This window comes from Paenibacillus sp. FSL H7-0323 (assembly GCF_038002725.1).
Classification (GTDB): domain Bacteria; phylum Bacillota; class Bacilli; order Paenibacillales; family Paenibacillaceae; genus Paenibacillus_AQ; species Paenibacillus_AQ odorifer.
The window spans coordinates 5,118,296-5,137,447 of sequence record NZ_JBBODB010000001.1; the positions used below are offsets into that span (position 1 = coordinate 5,118,296).

At 44.0% G+C, this 19,152-nt stretch carries 10 protein-coding genes and 1 tRNA gene; 10 read left to right on the top strand and 1 reads right to left on the bottom strand.

Features of this window, described 5'->3' with window-relative positions; translation table 11 throughout:
• The first annotated feature begins 116 nt into the window (after positions 1-116).
• The 4 genes from MHH89_RS23165 to MHH89_RS23180 all read left to right on the top strand — a co-directional run bounded on the left by MHH89_RS23165 (position 117) and on the right by MHH89_RS23180 (position 5,200).
• Positions 117-2,312: an ABC transporter ATP-binding protein gene (locus MHH89_RS23165; RefSeq protein ID WP_076126928.1), complete on the top strand. Its 2,196-nt coding sequence runs from the start codon at positions 117-119 to the stop codon at positions 2,310-2,312.
• A complete protein-coding gene (locus MHH89_RS23170; protein WP_076126929.1) occupies positions 2,305-2,838 on the top strand; it encodes a DUF1854 domain-containing protein in 534 nt (177 codons plus the stop codon). Before MHH89_RS23165 ends, MHH89_RS23170 begins: the two co-directional genes overlap by 8 nt.
• 153 nt (positions 2,839-2,991) lie before the next feature.
• Entirely contained in the window at positions 2,992-4,314 is a 1,323-nt protein-coding gene (locus MHH89_RS23175; RefSeq protein ID WP_076126931.1) for an MFS transporter, read from the top strand.
• Entirely contained in the window at positions 4,286-5,200 is a 915-nt protein-coding gene (locus tag MHH89_RS23180) for a polysaccharide deacetylase family protein (protein WP_341088228.1), read from the top strand. The genes MHH89_RS23175 and MHH89_RS23180 overlap by 29 nt, the downstream gene beginning before the upstream one ends.
• Before the next feature lie 36 nt (positions 5,201-5,236).
• Here MHH89_RS23180 and MHH89_RS23185 read toward each other — a convergent pair whose 3' ends face one another.
• Positions 5,237-5,674 carry a hypothetical protein gene (locus MHH89_RS23185; protein ID WP_341088230.1) on the bottom strand — a complete coding sequence of 146 codons (438 nt, stop codon included), beginning with the start codon at positions 5,672-5,674 and terminating at the stop codon, positions 5,237-5,239.
• An 816-nt stretch (positions 5,675-6,490) separates the two neighbouring features.
• On the opposite strand from MHH89_RS23185, the gene MHH89_RS23190 reads away from it, so the two are divergent.
• The 6 genes from MHH89_RS23190 to MHH89_RS23215 all read left to right on the top strand — a co-directional run bounded on the left by MHH89_RS23190 (position 6,491) and on the right by MHH89_RS23215 (position 19,149).
• The gene (locus tag MHH89_RS23190) at positions 6,491-10,831 is read left to right on the top strand and encodes a bifunctional 2',3'-cyclic-nucleotide 2'-phosphodiesterase/3'-nucleotidase (protein ID WP_341088232.1); all 4,341 of its coding nucleotides are present in this window, start codon (positions 6,491-6,493) and stop codon (positions 10,829-10,831) included.
• A 227-nt stretch (positions 10,832-11,058) separates the two neighbouring features.
• Positions 11,059-11,142, top strand: a tRNA-Leu gene (locus MHH89_RS23195).
• A 118-nt stretch (positions 11,143-11,260) separates the two neighbouring features.
• Complete coding sequence (locus tag MHH89_RS23200) at positions 11,261-12,655, top strand: MATE family efflux transporter (RefSeq protein WP_076218289.1); 1,395 nt, start codon at positions 11,261-11,263, stop codon at positions 12,653-12,655.
• A gap of 164 nt (positions 12,656-12,819) precedes the next feature.
• Positions 12,820-13,920: a glycerol dehydrogenase gene (locus MHH89_RS23205; protein WP_076279938.1), complete on the top strand. Its 1,101-nt coding sequence runs from the start codon at positions 12,820-12,822 to the stop codon at positions 13,918-13,920.
• A gap of 216 nt (positions 13,921-14,136) precedes the next feature.
• On the top strand, positions 14,137-14,481 hold the full coding sequence (locus tag MHH89_RS23210; protein ID WP_076179139.1) for a hypothetical protein: 345 nt from the start codon (positions 14,137-14,139) through the stop codon (positions 14,479-14,481).
• A 396-nt stretch (positions 14,482-14,877) separates the two neighbouring features.
• Complete coding sequence (locus tag MHH89_RS23215; protein ID WP_341088235.1) at positions 14,878-19,149, top strand: glycosyl hydrolase; 4,272 nt, start codon at positions 14,878-14,880, stop codon at positions 19,147-19,149.
• The last annotated feature ends 3 nt before the right edge of the window (positions 19,150-19,152 follow it).

Sequence of the window (19,152 nt, forward strand, 5' to 3'; positions counted from 1 at the left end):
AGAGGTGTCTTTTTATTTGTTTAAATTACCATACAAAACAATTATAATCATTTTTTCATCTTTACCACTGTAAATATATGTGAGTAAATAGTTGGGTAAAGAAAGGGGAGAAATGTATGACATCTATTGATAAACTTCCCAAGTCTATAGAAATACAGCTTACAGAACAACCTTTATTTCACTCTGTATCCGATTTAATGAAAGATGGGCAATTCGGTGAGCAGTGGCTTGTATTGACTGAGAAGGAGATTTCCGTTTGGGGAACGGACGGGAAACTGGTCTCAAAGCTTCTAGTCTCGAATATTACTGATGCCCGGGTAGTAGGCGGGGTAGGCGGCGGATCGTTGCTTGTGGATACCCAAGAGGGGCCTATTATACTTATACGTTATACAGCATCACTTACCTCTATATTTGGTTTTGCTTCTAAATTAATTGGCGCTGTAGCTAAAGGCGAGGAACGGCCAACCGCTTCTGAAAAAGAGTTTCCAAGAAATTGTCCAAAATGCCGCAATCCACTGCCGGAAGATTCGCAAGCTTGTCCGGTGTGCAAGAGTAACGGCAAGGTTCTATTTCGGATGCTGAGCTATGCCAAGCCTTATAAGATCCAAATGATCGCTGCGGCGATTATGTTGATTTTTACTACATTGGTAGAGCTTGTTCCACCATTTTTGACGAAGATGATCGTTGATAATGTGTTGACAGAAAAGGATATGGGCTCAACGCTTCTATGGATTGTGATCGGGCTAGCAGCCACGTCCTTAGTAATTACTTTAATGCAGACTGTACGTGGACTTATAGGGGTATGGATTGGTTCCAAAATCATGGGTGATCTTCGTCATGATGTGTATCATTCCTTGATGAAATTATCTTTATCTTTTTTCGACCGAAGACAATCTTCGCAATTTATTGGACGGGTGAATAATGATTCAGAGGCGATGCGGCAATTTATGACTGACGGTGTAATCTGGGTCTCGGGTGAATTGCTACGGGTAATCGCTATTTTCACTATTATGTTCAGTATGGATTGGAAGCTAACGCTGCTTGCTATGCTGCCTATGCCGCTTATGGTGGTGCTGTCGACCGTGTTATGGCCGATGATTGGCAGACGTTGGTACCAGCAGTGGAGATCTATTTTTAGATTAAACGCTTTGGTTGGCGATTCTTTGCAGGGGATTCGTGTAGTCAAAGCATTCGGTCAGGAAACAACAGAGATGTCACGTTATACAGTCGCCAATAAGGAGCTGGTTCGGCATAATATTCGGATCGAAGGCTTATGGCAGGGGATGTTTCCTGCTTTTGCGTTGGTTGCTGGTGTGGGTACGTTATTAATTTGGTTTTATGGCGGGAAAACGGTGCTACAGGGCCAATTATCCATCGGTACGCTAATCGCTTTGGTGACCTACCTTGGGATGCTTCTTGGACCTTTGCAGTGGGTGAGCCAAATGATCAACTGGGCCAGCCATGCGATTTCAGCAGCAGATCGGGTCTTTGAAATTATGGATACTCCGTCAGATGTGCCTGATACTGTGAATCCAGCAGCCATCGGCCGCGTAAACGGTGAGGTTGAGTTTAAGCGGGTTACTTATGGATACGAAAAACATCATCCTGTGCTCAAGAACGTGGATTTAAAAGTGGGTGCGGGCGAGATGATTGGTCTGGTCGGACATTCAGGTGCCGGTAAGTCGACTTTCATTAATATGATCTGTCGCTTCTATGACACAGATGAGGGAACCATTACCATCGATGGTGTGGACATCCGAAATATCAGCCAGTCAGATCTGCGTAGTCAGATCGGTGTAGTGCTGCAGGAGACGTTTCTATTCGACGGAACGATTGCTGAGAATATTGCCTATTCTAAACCGGACGCTACGGAATTAGAAATCATGCGCGCTGCAAAAATTGCCAACGCCCATGATTTTATCGTTCAATTGCCGGATGGCTATGATACAAGAGTTGGGGAACGTGGCCATAAATTGTCCGGTGGAGAGAAGCAGCGAGTGTCTATTGCCCGAGCAATAATTCACGATCCGCGAATTCTAATCCTAGATGAAGCAACAGCTTCTGTAGATACAGTGACCGAGCGGCAAATTCAAGAAGCGATCTCGCGACTGGTAAAAGGCAGAACGACATTCGCGATTGCCCATCGATTATCCACGCTAAGAAATGCGAACCGTCTTGTAGTGCTTGAACGCGGGAAGATCATTGAAGTGGGTACACATGAGGAATTGCTTGCTGCAGAAGGTGCTTACTTCAAGCTAGTTGAGGCACAGAAGGAAATGTCGCAGATTAAGGGGGTTGAGATGCATGAGTGATTCGAATCTTGTTAACGGGGAATTGAATCCTAAAGATCCCTATGAGATTAACATTCTTGAACCGGGTGCAATCTCTTTTAGCCGCAGTCAAGGTGGCGTGTTTCAAGGAGTAGTGGAGGGTCAAGTCTATGAGGAATTAATTCTTTTTCGTATATTTCCATTCCAATATACCACGGAGTATATTTCAGTTCGTAACTCCAAGAGTGAGGAGATCGGAGTCATTCGTGACATTGATCAGCTCGATGAAGAAAGTCGGGTGGAAGTGGACACAGAGCTCCGGCTGCGGTATTTTCTTCCGGTTGTAACCCGCATTGATTCTATTAAGCAAAAAGCGGATATGTGGATTTGGGAGCTGCAAACGAATCTGGGCCAGACCCGGATCGTTATGCGGAACCTGCACGAGCATATGCAGTATCCAAGTCATAAACGAATCATTCTTACGGATATCAATGGAAAAAGATGCGAAATCCGTGATTATCTAGCCCTGGATGTTCAGAGCCGAAGCAAGCTGAAGGATGTTTTATAGTCTAGTTATGAAAAAGCTCCGCAGCCATTTGTTGATGGCCTGCGGGGCCTCTTTTTTTATCCGTAGTTTCTGCTAAGGAAAAATTTGATGGCGTTCTCTCTTCGGTATGGTAATATATTACAACCGGATCTTTACCATAGGGGAGGTATGTGAGTGAAGCATAAATGGATCAATTCGCCGTACACCTTTGCTTTAGGGATGTTTGCGATGATGGTTCCCAGTCAGGCATTTAGTTCATTTTACAGTTACTTTTATGTTGAAAAATTAGGATTGGGCATTGGACTTGCTACATTAGCCAGAACCATCTTTCTGATCTGGGATGCGGTAAACAATCCGTTATTCGGCTATTGGTCAGATCGCACAGATACTCGTTTGGGTCGACGCAGACCATGGGTGTTTGGCTCAATTCCGTTATTCATGCTGGCATTTGTACTGGTTTTCTCCCCTCCCGGCGGATTATCTGAAAATGGATTGTTCACTTGGTTTCTAGTCACACTTATTTTCTATGAGGCTGTCGCCACTGTGTTATGGGTGAATTATGGAGCGTTACTCCCGGAGCTCTTCCGTGGAGACCGTATTCGGGCAAAAGCCTCTGCGATTCAGCAAGGCTATCAAGTTGTAGCTTTGTTAATCGGTACTGCCTTAACCCCAATTATTTTTGCAGCTATTGGTTTCTCTAATATGGCTATAGTGTATGCCTGTCTCTTTGGAGTGTTTATGTTTTTATGTATGATGAATGTCCAAGAAAAGAAGGAGCCCACAGAGCAGGAACCCTTGAAGTTGATTCCGGCTTTTCGGGAGACCATTCGGAATAAAAAGTTTTGGGTGTTTAATATTTCGAACTCTTTTGCCCAAACGGTGAATGGACTTGTAAGCTCGATGATTCCTTTTTATGCAAAATATGTACTTCATATCTCAGAGGCTCAGGTATCGATTTTACTCGCAGCTGTTTTTGTTTCGGTCATTCCATTAGTATTCGTGTGGTACTGGATGATTCGTAAGATGGACGGGGTTAAGGCGTGGCGGTTATCACTGATCTTATATGCGTTATCGGTAATTCCGTTATGGTTTGGTTATGACCTCTTAAGTGGCGTGGCTGCTGGCGTAGTTGTCGGTTTCGGATTAGCCGGATTTCTAGTGACCCCAGCAATAGTAGGTGGCAAGATTATTGATGAGGATGCGGAAAAAACAGGTCTGAGAAGAGAAGGAATCTACACGGCTGTAAGCGGATTCATCACTCGTTCAAGCGGGTTAATCTCTGCGTTAGCTTTTTTCATTGTAGGTATGATCTTTGGCTATCAAGGCGGCGATGACCCAGGGTCCAATCCTGAAGCGACATTTAGGTATTTAATAAGTGTGGTGCCATTATGTCTGTTGGCCATAGCTGTTGTCATATCCTTCACAATGAAATTTACATTTATGGACTCTTTGAGAGGTGAGGCTGACTATGAACAAAAAATTAATCATCAATTGTGATGATTTTGGGCAAAGTCCCCCCATGAATCAGGCGATTAAACATCTGCTGGAAGAGGAAAAGGTATCCTCAGCAACGATTATGGCGGTGGCCCCTGGGTTTGAGGAGGCCGCTGCATGGTGTAGTCGCAGGCAACAACGGAATGTGGGACTTCACTTGACGATGACTAGTGAATTTGAGGCTTTGCGCTGGGCGAGCCTGACGGGAGAGACTTCTCTTCATGACGAGAGCGGACATCAATATAGGACGGTAAAAGAGTTCGAACAGGGGGCGCAGACAAAAGCCGTACTAAAGGAGATAGATGCGCAGTACGAGCGAGTAAAACAGTCGGGAATAGTGATTAGCCATGTAGACAACCACATGGGTAGTTTATACGGAGTGGAAACAGGACGCAGCTTGCTACCGCAGACGTTGTGGACAATTTCCCGCTGGGGATTGCCCTCACGATTCTTCAGATACATCCATGCTGAGGATCCGCTTTTGGCATCGCTGAAAAATATTGAACGACCAGTTGCCCTTGGAGCAGGGCTGGCGGATACGTTTGGGGTGCCGATTCCCGACTATTTGCTATCGCATCCTTTTGGTGTAGAGGAAGGCGAGACGTATGAAAGTTTTAAAAGATCTATTATTGCTAAGCTGTATTCGTTGCCGGATGGCGTTAGTGAGACCTATATTCATCCCGGGATAGACGATCCATGGATGCAAGCAAATATTCCGCACTGGAGTAAGCGAGTTTGGGAGTATAAGTTGCCCTTTGATGATGATTTTACCTATGCCCTCAGTGATGCTAAGGTTGAATTGACGAATTATCGTTATGTACAGGAGCATCTAAAACGTCCACGGTTAAGATCTGCAGGCAGATTGTTAAAGAACCTGATAAGATTATGAGCAAAAATAAAAGACACCTTGAGGGGTGTCTTTTGATTATCCCATTAATCCTTTTAGCCCGTTAAGGAAGGGGGAAATAGATTTAATCATATTGTAGCCCATCTTCATAACCGGCATAGTTTTTTGTACCATTCCAATAAAGTTGCCGATTCCCCCGAACCCGCCAAATCCGCCAAAACCACCGCCTCCAGAACTGGCAGCCCCTGCTCCTGCGGAGCCTAGAACGCCTCCACCCATTCCGAAAAGTGAGCCGAATAAGGGCATTAATCCTGATACGTTTGCTTTCCGGGAGCGGGAAGAAGAGTGTTTTTTTGATTTTCTGTGTTTGTTTTTACGTGGTTTGGAAAGGGTCAGTCCATTCTTATCGAGGCCGGTTATCCATCCTATATACGTACGTCCATCATGTAACGTAATGCACACGGGTCTACCTTTCAGCTGTTCAGCACGTTTGCGAATCTTCGTTGTATTTGCCATTTGTGGATCACCTCATTGGTCTATTTACTTCTATATTACTCAGATATTTTTGTGTTGCTTGTGCTAGTTCATCATAAAAAAATATTTGGGTGAAAGAGCTACCACTTGTGTTGATGCCCATAATAATTCATTACACTCATATAATTTAATGTGCGATAAATAAATTATGGAGGGGTGAAAACTTGATATCAGCATGGATTGGGAGTATTACTTTTTTGGGAGCAGTGATTCTTTATATACTGCTGTCTCTGGGATTGCCTTATGGGGAATTTGCAATGGGAGGAAGGCATAGAATTATGCCTCCACAAATGAGAGTCGCGTGTGGAGTTTCAGTAGTGATACAGCTAGTTGCCATCCTGTACTTATTGCAGGCAGGGAATGTGATCTCTATTGGATTACCTTTTGATAGAAGGGTATGTTATTTTTTTGCCGTCTATTTAATGCTTAATACTATAATGAACTTATTGTCGAGGAGCATGAAAGAAAAACTTGTGATGACACCCTTATCTTTAATAACTGCAATCTGTTTTGGGATTACTGCTATGAATGGGTAAAAAGTAGTGCCGGATATAGATTCGACTTTTCTAGACTTTATATAGGATTGTTTTTAGGACACATCTGGTGAAGATGTGTTCTTTTTGCATCTATTGACTCTTGACCTATAAAAACGGATTCATAAGTCTAGGTCTTTCTTCTTATGTTATTATATTTAACATTGTTTTATATTATTTTTACAATTATATGATAATTGGTTATGTTTGTGTGATATAATATCACAGAAATTATGTGAAAATGATAGGGAGGACTAATATTATTATGGGATGGAAGACACGATGGAATAAGCCGATTGCTTCTGTATTAGCAACTGCAGTGCTTTCTTTGCAGGTGTTTGGAGGTATTGGTTTGGGTGCAGCTTGGGGTACAGATAAAGCTGAAGCAGCATCCGCAGCCACAGCCAAACTCCGGCTGATGAGCACGACGGACGTGCACACCAATGTCTACGGCTGGGACTATTTTAAGAATGCGGCTTCAGTAACTGTCGGTCTTGACCGCACAGCAAGCTTGGTGAAACAAGCCAAAAGTGAAGAACCCAACACCCTCCTGCTCGACAATGGGGACTTGATTCAAGGAACTCCGCTAGGTACTTATGTGGCGAAGGAATCGGATCTGAAGGATCCTACTAATGTTACTGATATCCATCCGATGATTGCAGCCATGAACGCTATGGGATATGATGCTGCGACTTTTGGTAATCATGAATTCAATTATGGATTACAATTTTTAGATCGTACGATAAACGGTAGCGCTGGTAATGAGATGACTACTGGAGCCAATTTTGATTATGTGAATGCCAATATATATAAAATGGATGGCGTTACAAATGCTTATCAACCTTATGTTATTATTCCTAAGAAAGTAACGGATAGTAACGGCGATGAGCAGACGATTCAAGTTGGTCTAATCGGCCTAGTTACTCCTCAAATCATGGAGTGGGACAAGGTTAATCTGGAAGGCAAAGTTGTCGTTGAAGATATTGCTAAAACGGCAGAAAAATTTGTTCCTGAAATGAAAGCTAAGGGAGCAGATATTATTGTTGCTATGGCCCATACGGGGTTTGATGTTAACGCCGTTGTTGGAGACGGTTCTGAGAATGATATTAACGCTTTGAGTAAGGTTCCTGATATTGATGCGATTACGTTCTCTCATACGCATAAGGTATTCCCAACAGGGAATAACGATACGTTGGACGCGTCGTTCAAAGATCCTGTTACTAAACAACCGTATGCAAACGAAAAGGCTGTGATCGATAATGTGAATGGCCACATTAACGGTACGCCTGCTGTACAAGCTGGTTACGGCGGAGCTTATTTGGGTCTAATCGATCTGAACATTGTATACGATGGTAGTGACTGGACGGTAGACAAGCAAAGTTCAAAAGCTTCTGCTCGTTCTATTTATAAGACAGAGAATAAAGTGAATATACCACTGGTTGAGCCTGATGCGGCTGTAGATGCAGCTGTTGCAGCAGCACATGAGGCTACTATTGCTTATACTGGACAAAAGCTTGGTGTTACAACAGCTCCGATGAACAGCTATTTCGCAATGGTTCAGGATGATCCTACGGTTCAACTTGTTACGTATGCACAAAAGTGGTACGTTCAGAATTATATTGATATCAATGTTCCTCAATATAAGGACCTTGCCATTCTTAGTGTTGGTGCTCCTTTTAAAGCAGGACGCAACGGACCTGATGAGTACACCAGTATTGATAAGGGTGACTTGACTATTCGTAGCGCAAGTGACCTGTATTTATACGATAATACCCTTAAAGCAATCAAAGTTAAGGGTTCTGTTGTAAAAGAATGGCTGGAAATGAGTGCGGGCGCATTTAACCGCATCAAACCAGGGATCTCGACTCCGCAGTCTCTGTTGAATACGAAATTTTCAGTTTTTAACTTCGATGTAATCGATGGGGTTCAATATAAAATTGATGTGACGAAAAACGCGAAGTACAATCCGGATGGTACGATTAATGATGCTTCTTCGAGTCGTGTAACGGATGTCACTTACAATGATCAACCTTTAGATCTAGATCAGGATTTCATTGTTGTTACTAATAATTACCGCGCAAGTGGTGGAGGGAACTTCCCGGGTGTTAAAGGTGCAGAGCTGGTTGTAGACTCTCAAGATGAGAATCGTCAGGTTCTGATGGACTACATCAGTGAAGCTGGTACGATTGATCCAACTGCTGATGGTAACTGGTCCTTGGCACCTATCAAAGGCAATGTGAATGTTACATTTACAACAACACCTAAAGCGGCAAATGTACTCCCAGCGAACATTTCCGATACTGGACAGCAAGATAATAAGGGCTTTGGAATTTTCAAGCTAGATCTAAGTGTGAAGACACCTGCACCGACGGAAGATGTGGAGGTTCACCTTCTTGGAATTAATGACTTCCACGGTCAACTCGACACTGTTTCTACAGTGAACAATAAGTCTGTAGGCACAGCAGCCTATCTCGCGACTTATTTGAAAGCAACTCGTGCAAAATATGAGAACTCATTACTCTTCCATAATGGTGACTCCGTTGGAGCATCCGCTCCAGTATCATCCCTTGAGCGCGATGAGCCGACTCATGCTTGGATGAACATGATGAAATTTGATGTGGGTTCTCTTGGTAATCACGAATTTGACCAAGGTGTTGATGCACTGATGACACAGCTTTATGGTGGTGTCGACCCTAAGGATAATAAAGTTAACCATGCTGGATCTGATTTTGATTATGTTAATGCGAATGCAGTGGATGCCAAAACTGGCGAGCCAATTATTAATCCTTATGTAATCAAAGAAGTAGGCGGTGTGAAGATCGGCTTTATTGGTCTTGTAACGAAATCCACACCAAGTAAGGTGGCACCTTCCGGTACGGCTGGCGTGCATTTCCTCACGCCTGAAGAGGAAGTGGCGGCTGTTGAGAAATACGCTAAGGAGCTTCAATCTAAAGGTGTTGAGACGATTATCGTGCTTGCACATGATCCTGCAACAACCAAAGATGGTGTGACTACAGGTGAAGCGGCTGATCTAGCCAATGCGCTTCCTGCGGAATCCCCTGTTGATGTTATCGTTGCTGGTGATAACCATGCACTTGCAAATGGAACAGTAAACGGCAAGCTGATTGTACAAGCTTATTCTTACGGTACAGCATTTGAGGATATCAAGTTGATCATTGATCCTAAAACAGGTGATGTGAAGGACAAGTCTGCTGTGGTAACTTCCACCTTCCATGATGGGGTAACACCAGATCCGGAAAGTGTGGCACTGGTTAATGCTTACCTTGAGAAGCATCCTGAGCTCACTCAACCAGTGGGTACAACGGACGGAACTATCACTCGTACCGATGCTTACAATAATGAGGCTGCACTTGGTAATCTGATTGCTGACTCTATGCGTAATGCTGACTTCGGCGATGGTGCAAAAGCTGCCGATTTCGCCTTTATGAATCCAGGCGGTATCCGTGCGGACCTTCCGAAAGGTCCTGTAACCTTCGGCGATCTGGCTAAAATTCAGCCATTCGGCAACACGCTTGTGAAGCTGACACTAACCGGAGCGCAAATCAAAACATTGCTGCAACAGCAATGGAATGTAAAAGCTGATGGAACACCAGATATCAAAACGCTGCAAATTTCCGGACTGAAATATACAGCGAATATGTATCTGCCAGTAGCCGATCGTATTGCGAGCCTCACACTAACTGATGGAACACCAATTAATCCTACGCAGAAATATACAGCAGTAGTAAATAACTTTATGGCTGCGGGTGGAGATAACTACAAGGTTCTGACTCAAGCCAGTGATTCATTGGCTGGACCTATTGATTTGGACGTGTTCTACGACTACATTGTAAAAACGTTTAATGGCAAAGAGATTAAAGCAGCCATTGAAGGTCGTATTATTAATAAATTAAAGGCTGATTCGGGATCAGGCAGTGGCAGCGGAGGCGGTTCTACCGGTGTAACTCCAACGCCTACTCCAACCGCGAAACCAACAGCAACACCAGCACCATCAACAGCACCAACGGCAACACCTGCACCAACTACTGCGCCAGCAGCAAACTTCAAGGATCTGGGCAAGGTAGCTTGGGCGCAAGAAGCTATTGAAGCATTGGCTGCTAAGGGCATTCTGAAAGGTCTGGATGCAAATACTTTTGCGCCAACCAAAACAGTGACTAGAGCAGAGTTCGTTACGATGCTGGTACGCGCACTGAATCTTACGGGTTCAGCAACAACCAGTTCGTTCAATGATGTTAAACAAGGAGTTTGGTACACGGATTCTATCGCCCTTGCGGTGAAGGCTGGACTTGTACAAGGCTCTGGAAATGGCAAATTTGAACCGGGTCGTGAAGTGACTCGTGAAGAGATGGCCATTATGGTTGCTAACGCACTGAAAGACAAACTACAGCCGATTGATAAAAATGCAGCATTGGGTAAGTTTGCAGACAAATCCAGTATTGCTCCTTATGCACAAGAGGCTATCGCACAGCTAACTCAATTGGGAATCGTCAACGGTGTTGATGGTGGGAAATTTGCACCTAAGGGTATAGCTAATCGCGCTCAAGCAGCGGTTATCATCTATCGCATGCTTGGACAAGCATCATAATTCTATTGTTCTAACTAAAAGTGTATCGATGATCCTCTTGAGGGCATCGATACACTTTTTTTAAATATAAGAAAGTATAAGTGACACCAATACTCTTATAGTCTTCCCTTAAACGCTTACTGCCCTTACAAGGACACCGAAGGCGCTTTTACTTGTTAAATTTGTTGTTGCTCTTTCTGTGAAATCATGTTAACTTATATTCTGCACTGTATTTTTTTATATCTTGTGCGGTCGTGGCGGAATTGGCAGACGCGCACGGTTCAGGTCCGTGTGGGCTAACCCCCGTGGAGGTTCGAGTCCTCTCGACCGCATACCTAAGTGCATATAAACAGGCAATACTTTTGAATCGCTCTTCAACCTGAAGAGCCTTTTTCTATTTATACGCATAATTCAATTTGACAAACTCTATGTAAAAGAAGTGAAGCAAAGATGGAGCCTAATGTAGGTGTAAATACGAAGCAAAGTGTGCGGTTTCTAGAAAAGTATTTCTCTGGGGAGTCGATAGATTATCGTCAGATGATTGCTTTATTCATCCCTATCCTAGTGGATCAGGCCTTTGTGGTGGGTCTTAATCTAGTGAATACAGCTATGATAAGCTCGTCTGGTGTGGCAGCTATCAGTGCGGTCAATATGATAGATTCTCTTAATATTTTTCTCATTAGTGTGTTTATTGCCGTCTCAACAGGTGGGACGGTTGTTGTTGCGCAGTATAAAGGGAGCGGCAATGACCTCATGGTGTCAAAAGCTACGGCAGGTGCTACGTCATCTGTTTCGCTGATGGCATTTGCTATTGGGATGTTCGGAATTCTTTTTCACAATCCGCTGTTGAATTTACTATTTGGAGCGGCCTCACCGGAGGTTATGGAGAACGCCCGAATATATTTAATCGGGAGCTGTATCTCTTATCTTGGTATAGCTGTTGTGGAAGCGGTATGTGGTGCTCTTCGTGGAATTGGTAGAACGAGGGCCTCGCTTGTACTTTCGCTAATTATGAATTTAACTTATGTCTTATTGAATCTCGTCTTTATTAACCTGTTGCATATGGGTGTTCTGGGGATGACCATTTCTATAAATATAGCTAGATACCTGGGGGCGTTCTGCGCACTTTATTATCTATTCCGATTGGACAACGATCTGCATATCCGTATTCGCGATCTTGTAGCAGTTAAGCTGTCTATGCTGAAAAAAATAATGTTCATCGGGATGCCGTTTGCGGCAGAGCAGATGTTCTTTAATGGTGGTAAAATTCTGACTCAGATCTTCATCGTTAGTCTGGGTACGTATGCACTTGCGACTAATGCGATTGCCTCCTCCTTTGCAGGGATTATGCAAATCCCGGGGAATGCGTTGTCCTTGACGATTATTACAGTGGTGGGACAATGTATGGGAAGCAATAATGTTAAGGATGCTCGAAAATTTATTAAATCATTCCTTGTCGCCTCTTCTCTTTCCCTGGTGGTGATGGGGTTGCTGATTATGCCTTTTTTCAATCCATTAGTGTCTATGTTCCATCCTCCTGCTGAGATTGTGGGTGATATCTTCCTGATTGTGCTCATCAATACGATTGCGCAAATTCCGTTATGGTCTATAAGCTTTATTACGCCTTCGGCGCTTAGAGCGGCAGGGGATTCCAAATTCACCTCTATGGTTTCGATGCTTACGATGTGGCTGTTCCGTGTAGTGCTCGGATACATCTTAGGTATTGTTCTGAACTTTGGTATACTCGGCGTTTGGCTGGCGATGAATTGTGAGTGGGGGATCAGAGGTTTGATTTTCCTGCGGCGATTTATGGGCAAGAAATGGGTTCAGCATCGTGTTATATAATAGATATAAAAAAATCAAAGGACGCCCTGAGGGGTGTCTTTTTTGTATGCTCTGATGAGTGCCTTGGGAGAATGCAGCTTGAGTATTTCTTGGGTAGCGGGGTAATAATATGTAGGAATTGCGTCTTTATGCTTACTAAAACACACAACAAGGAGTCTTGCACAATGTCACATTTCGTTAGATCCGTTACTTCACCCAAGAAATTTATCTCCGGCCATAACTTACTGTCAGATCTGAATGAGTATATTAAGGCGTTTGGCGATCATGCCTATGTGATCTGTGATGAGTTCATTTTGGAACGTGCTAAGAAAGAGGCGGGAAGTTCCATCGAAGGTGCGGGGAATAAGGCTACTTTTGAAAAATTCAATTATGAATGTACTCAGGAAGAGATTGATCGTAATCGGGAACTTGCCCGTAAAGCTGGGGCGAATATCATCGTCGGTATCGGTGGAGGTAAAACACTGGACACCGCCAAAGCTACTGCGTATTATGAGAAGCTACCTGTAGTTATTTTTCCGACGATCGCATCTACTGATGCACCATGTACAGCGCTGGCTGTCATTTATAATAAAGATGGTTCATTTGATCAATACTTATTCCTCCCAAGTAATCCGGATGTGGTCTTGGCGGATACAGCGATTTTAGCTTCAGCGCCTTCCCGTTTTTTCGCAGCTGGAATTGGCGACGCACTGGCTACTTATTTTGAAGCCCGTGCTTGTTATGCCTCTAATGGCGACAATCTCGTACTTATGAAACCTTCTACAACGGGTCTAGGTATATCAAGACTTTGTTATGAAGCTCTACTTAAGAATGCGGTAAAAGCAAAACGTGCGGTCGATCAGAAGCTCTATACACGCGCGGTGGAGGAGACCATTGAAGCGACAATTTATCTAAGTGGTGTGGGTGCTGAATCTGGTGGTCTGGCTGCCGCGCATGCTATTCATAATGGGATGACAGCCGTTCCTTCACTACACAAAGCTCAGCATGGTGAAAAGGTTACGTTTGGTCTTTTAGCCCAGTTAGTACTGGAAAATGCCTCAAATGAGGAGCTGGAAACTGTCATTAAGCTTATCAAGGATGTAGATCTTCCGCTAACCCTCGCCGATCTGGGGTGCACGGAATTTATCGAATCCGAATGGCGCCAAGTTGCTGAAGCTGCTTGTGCAGAAGGAGACACAATGGGCAATATGCCGTTCCCGGTTACTCCGGAAGATGTGTACAATGCGATAGTGGTGGCGAACTCGCTGGCAGAGTCTTATAAATAACTAGCACAACTAATATGTAGTGATAATGAAGGCGCCCTTGGGGGTGCCTTTTGTTTTTATATAGGTTAAGCTGTTGAAGTAGAGTAGGGGTAAAATTATGCTTATAGGTATCGGCTTCGGCATACTTAATCACGGGATAGGGTGCCTACGGAAACGAGATTATTGCTAATCGCCCCGTTGCTGTGCCAATATCACTCTATGTAATAAGGAGGAAAGATGAGAAAAAAACATTTAGGTTATCTAGTCCTTATTATCATAATTATTGGAGCGGTAATAATAGCAGTAATTCACGGAAATTCGGAGCGTCAGAACAAGCAGGCAGCAGGAAGCCTTGGAATGGATTATGTGCGCAAAGAGTACACGGAAAGTGCGTCGCTGAGAGTTGCAACGATTTGCAAACCCTTATTTGGAGGGTCGGGTTATCAGGTAGTGCTCGAGGATTCAAGTGGGCAATCGTATTATGTCATTATCGTTCTCGGAACTACACGTAATCTTGTCACTATGGACGATCTGACGAAAGAGGTGCGGGAAGGTACAACTGTGTTTCCGTGCCACCAATAAAACATGATAAATGAATCGGATCTCATCTATATGATTATTGGGAGGCACTCCTGCGGGGTGTCTGTTTTTGTTATATTAAATTGAATTTTGTTATTTATTTTCGGAATAACTAACATTAATACTAACGTAAACAATAAAATAATTATAACAAAAGGGAATATTTAGATTGTTTTATGCCAATGTAACCGCTATAATCTTGCATATACCGAAATATCTAACGAAATTAAAATGTTTTGTTAGTATTTGTTATTAATAACGAAGCTGAATATGTGGAGGTGAATAGTTAGCGAGTAGGTCTGTAATTGTCTTCTATAAGGACAGATAGTTATTGGGTTCATAACAGCTGGTTGGCTATTCTTATTATCAAATCCAATCATTTTCGAAGGAGAATTAGGAATGAAAAAAGCGAAAAAGTGGCTGGGGAGTATACTTGCCTGTGCAATGATAATGTCTCCTTTCCCCTCTGTAATTTCTGCAGCAGCAGCGCCATCGACTGTGGGATTCGGTGATACACAGGGTCACTGGGCACAACAAAATATTGCGAAGTGGGTAGAAAATGGCGTATTAAACGGGTATCAGGATGGTTCTTTTCATCCCAATGAAGGAATTACAAGAGCTGAGTTTGCTACGATCTTGAATAAGGTATTTGGTTTCTATATGAAGTCAGATCAATCTTTTTCCGATGTAAAAGCGACCGATTGGTATGCAGATCAGCTTTCGTTGGCACGATATGCTGGGTATTATGAAGGATACTCAGAGAATAAAGCACAAGCTACTGATTATATAACGCGTCAGGATGCGGTGACGATGTTGGCTCGGATATTTACTCTTCAAGCTACTGAAAGCGCTTCATCGATGAGTGGATTTAGTGATTCCGCTCAGATTCAGGCTTATGCTAAGGATGCAGTTCATGCGCTCTCAGGTTTGATTACAGGGTATGAGGATGGAACCTTTAAGCCGCTTGGAAGGATCACCCGTGCCGAAGTTATAACGTTAATTAATAAAATAGTGAAGAGTTATTACTCGCAATCTGGAAGCTTTGAAGGAGGAATAGTTTCTGGGAATGTAGTCGTTAATCAGGATGGTGTTGTGTTAAAAAATGCAACGATAAACGGAAACCTGTATCTAACTGCTGGGATCGGTAACGGCGAAGTGACCCTTGAGGGTATTAAGGTTACGGGCACCACATTTATTGCAGGTGGCGGGATAAACTCCATTCTTATTAAGAATAGCTCATTAGGCAAAGTAAATATAAATCGTAAAGAGGGTGAGGTTCGTGTCCTCACGAGTGGTACAACCCAAATTTCTCAGCTAACGGTAGATAGTCTAGCAAGACTGGAGTTTGGAACTGGGACGATGATCACCACGGGAATTCTAAATAGCACTGTGGGGCTGATCCTAGGTGAAGGCGCATCGATTGCTAATCTAAACGTAGCTGTCAAAGCGACTGGAACCACCCTTTCCGGTCAGGGCGACATTGCAAAAGCGGACGTTAAAGCAACAGGAGTAACGTTGAACGGTAAGCCCATTGCTTCTGGCACAATCGTCATTATCAAAGGCAATCAAGGTCCTGTAGCAACGACTACCCCAGCGCCTACCTCGGCATCAGGCTCATCAACAACGCCGGTAGGTCCGACTAATCCAACCGCGGCACCTACAGCGACACCAATACCAACGGAAACACCGACACCGACAGACCCGACGGGTCCTGTGGGACGTATCGAGAATTTAGCGGATGTTGATGCAAGTAGTGAGACTAGATCGCTATTCGCCTATTTACAGGATATCCGCGGCAGTGAGATCTTGTTTGGACATCAGCATGCTACTACAGAAGGACTTTCTATTACTGAAAAGGACGGAACGCAGTCTGAGGTCGAGAATGCAGTAGGCGACCTTCCGGGGCTGTTCGGCTGGGATACGCTTAGTCTTGAAGGTTTTGAGAAACCAGGCGATCTAGGCGCAACCCAGCTGGAGAATCGTGATAAATTAATCGGCGTGATGAAATCTGCTTATGAAAAAGGCGGCGTGCTTACATTAAGCTCGCATATGCCGAACTTCGTCACAGGAAAGGACTTTTATGACACCAAAGGGAATGTGCTTACGCATATATTACCCGGCGGTGACAAACATGCGGAATTTAATGCATTCCTGGATATGATTTCGGACTTTGCAAATAACTTAAAAGATGATGATGGTAAAGCTATTCCAGTCATTTTCCGTCCATTCCACGAGCAAAATGGTGGCTGGTTCTGGTGGGGTGCGCCTTACCGTACGAAGGAGCAGTATGCTGAAATTTATCGTTATACCGTTGAATACTTAAGGGACAAAAAAGATGTGCATAACTTCTTATATGCGTTCTCACCGGGAAGTCCATTTAACGGCACAGATGCGACATTCCTTGAGACGTATCCGGGAGATGACTATGTCGATATCCTTGGCTTCGATAATTATTATGACGGAACCACTGAGGGTTGGTTTGATTCAGTCGTGAAGGATGCTAAGCTGATCTCGAAGCTGGCGGATGATAAGGGGAAAATCGCAGCATTTACTGAGTTCGGTTATTCGGGTGTGAAGCCAACTGGAACGAAGGACCTGAAATTCTTTACCAAGCTAATCGCTGCACTGCAGTCTGATCCGGATGCTAAACGGATGGCGTACATGCAGACTTGGGCGAATTTCAATACAGATTCTATCTTTGTCCCTTATAGAAATGCTCCAAACGGGCTAGGGGATCATGAACTGCTCCCTGATTTTGTAGACTATTATAATGATCCGTATACAAGCTTCAGCCATGAAGTGGCTATTGCGGATGCGTATTCGAAACAGGTAACTACAGAAACCGAGCAACCTTTTTTACACATTGCCTCACCAACGGCAAACCAAACAGTGCCCACGACAAAAACATCGACCCTTCGTGTTCGTGTGTTGAATCAGGACGTGGATAAAGTAACCTACCTGATTGGGGATGACACAACAGAGTACAGCATGGCAGCTGACGCAGAAGGTTTCTATTACTTGGCAGATTGGACACCAGGTGTAGCCTTCGACGAAACTGGCGTGATGCTTACTGTTAAGTCCTATGCAAAGGATGGTTCTGTACTTTCACAAACGATCCAAATCTTTGTAAGTGACGTAGAGGGCAATGGGGACCCATTGATTGTAGATACTTTTGAGAATTACAAAGGGAATGATGAATTACTTCGTGCGGCATTAAGTCCTGCGGGTGATCTAAATACGATCTCACTTGATGCGGACCATAAAAATGATGGCAAGTATGGCCTGAGATTCGATTATAATGTGGATGGCCAAGGTTATACAGGTCGTACCAAAAACATGAATAATGCCGACTGGTCGGACGCCAACAAATTGAAGCTCTGGATTGCACCTGATGGCAGCGACCACAAGCTTGTTATTCAGGTCAATGCAAGCGGCATTTCTTTTGAAGCTTATCCTTCACTGGCAGGTACGACACCTGGCTTGGTGGAAATTCCATTCAGCCAGTTCGCTCCAGCGCCATGGGATACAGGAAATGCCGGTAAAGTAATCACTAAAGAGAACCTTAAGGACATTCGGGCAGTGTCTATCTACGTAAATAAAAAGGACATAGTAGCAAGTACGTCTGGTACGCTGTACTTCGACGATATTGCAGCGTTTAATGATGGAACAGGTGGTGTTCCTAATGGGGGCGAAGGCCCTGGCAGCACGCCAGAACAGGCGAAGCTGTTGTATGGTTTCGAAAAAGATACTCAGGACTGGACAGTAGAGCAAAATAATGCGAGTGCAAGCGCGGCAGTGATCTCGACTGATGAGGCTGCTGAGGGAACTCATTCGTTAAGCACCTTGTTCTCACTCGATTCAGATGGAGCTTTTGAGCTCAGCAAAAATGGCAGTCTGGATCTGAGCGCGGTTGATAAATTAAGCGCACAAATTAAACTGTCGAACGGAACAGCGGATGCACGTTTGTATATTAAGACGGGATCAACCTGGTCTTGGGCTGACAGTGGAGCTGTGAAAGTAGATTCGAGCGGATTTACTACGGTTTCGCTCAACTTGGCAGGTATTGCAGATCTTAATAGTGTAAAAGCCATAGGTATCAAGCTCGAGGGATTCAGTGGTACGGGAACTTCTACGCTGTATCTGGATGATGTTCGGACCCTGAAGAATGGTACCGCACCTGAAGCTGTCGTCTATGGCTTCGAGGACAATACACTGCAAGGCTTCAGCATCAATGTGGATGAAAATAATAAATATAATACAGCGCTGGCTCAGAATCTATCGGTGAGCAATGCTGTGTATGCTGAGGGAACTCATTCGATGCAAGCGGACTTAACATTGAATGGAGGGCAATTCCAGCTGCGTCGTATGGTGGTTACCAACTTAGCGAATGCATCAACAATTACGCTTAAAATCAAGGTTGGACCTATTGATGCAAGCGATGTTAGCGGTGTAATGGCTCAGCTGTTCACCCAAAGTGGCTCAAGCTGGGGAACATGGACTGCTTCTACGGCTACACCAGTAGATGCCAATGGATTTACTACAATAACACTGGATATCAGCAAGGTAGCGGATCGTAATTTGACCCAAGCGATTGGCGTTCAAGTCATGACCACAGCAACTGATCCAGTAGGTAGTGCTACCGTATATGTGGACCAAATCACGATTAAATAGAAA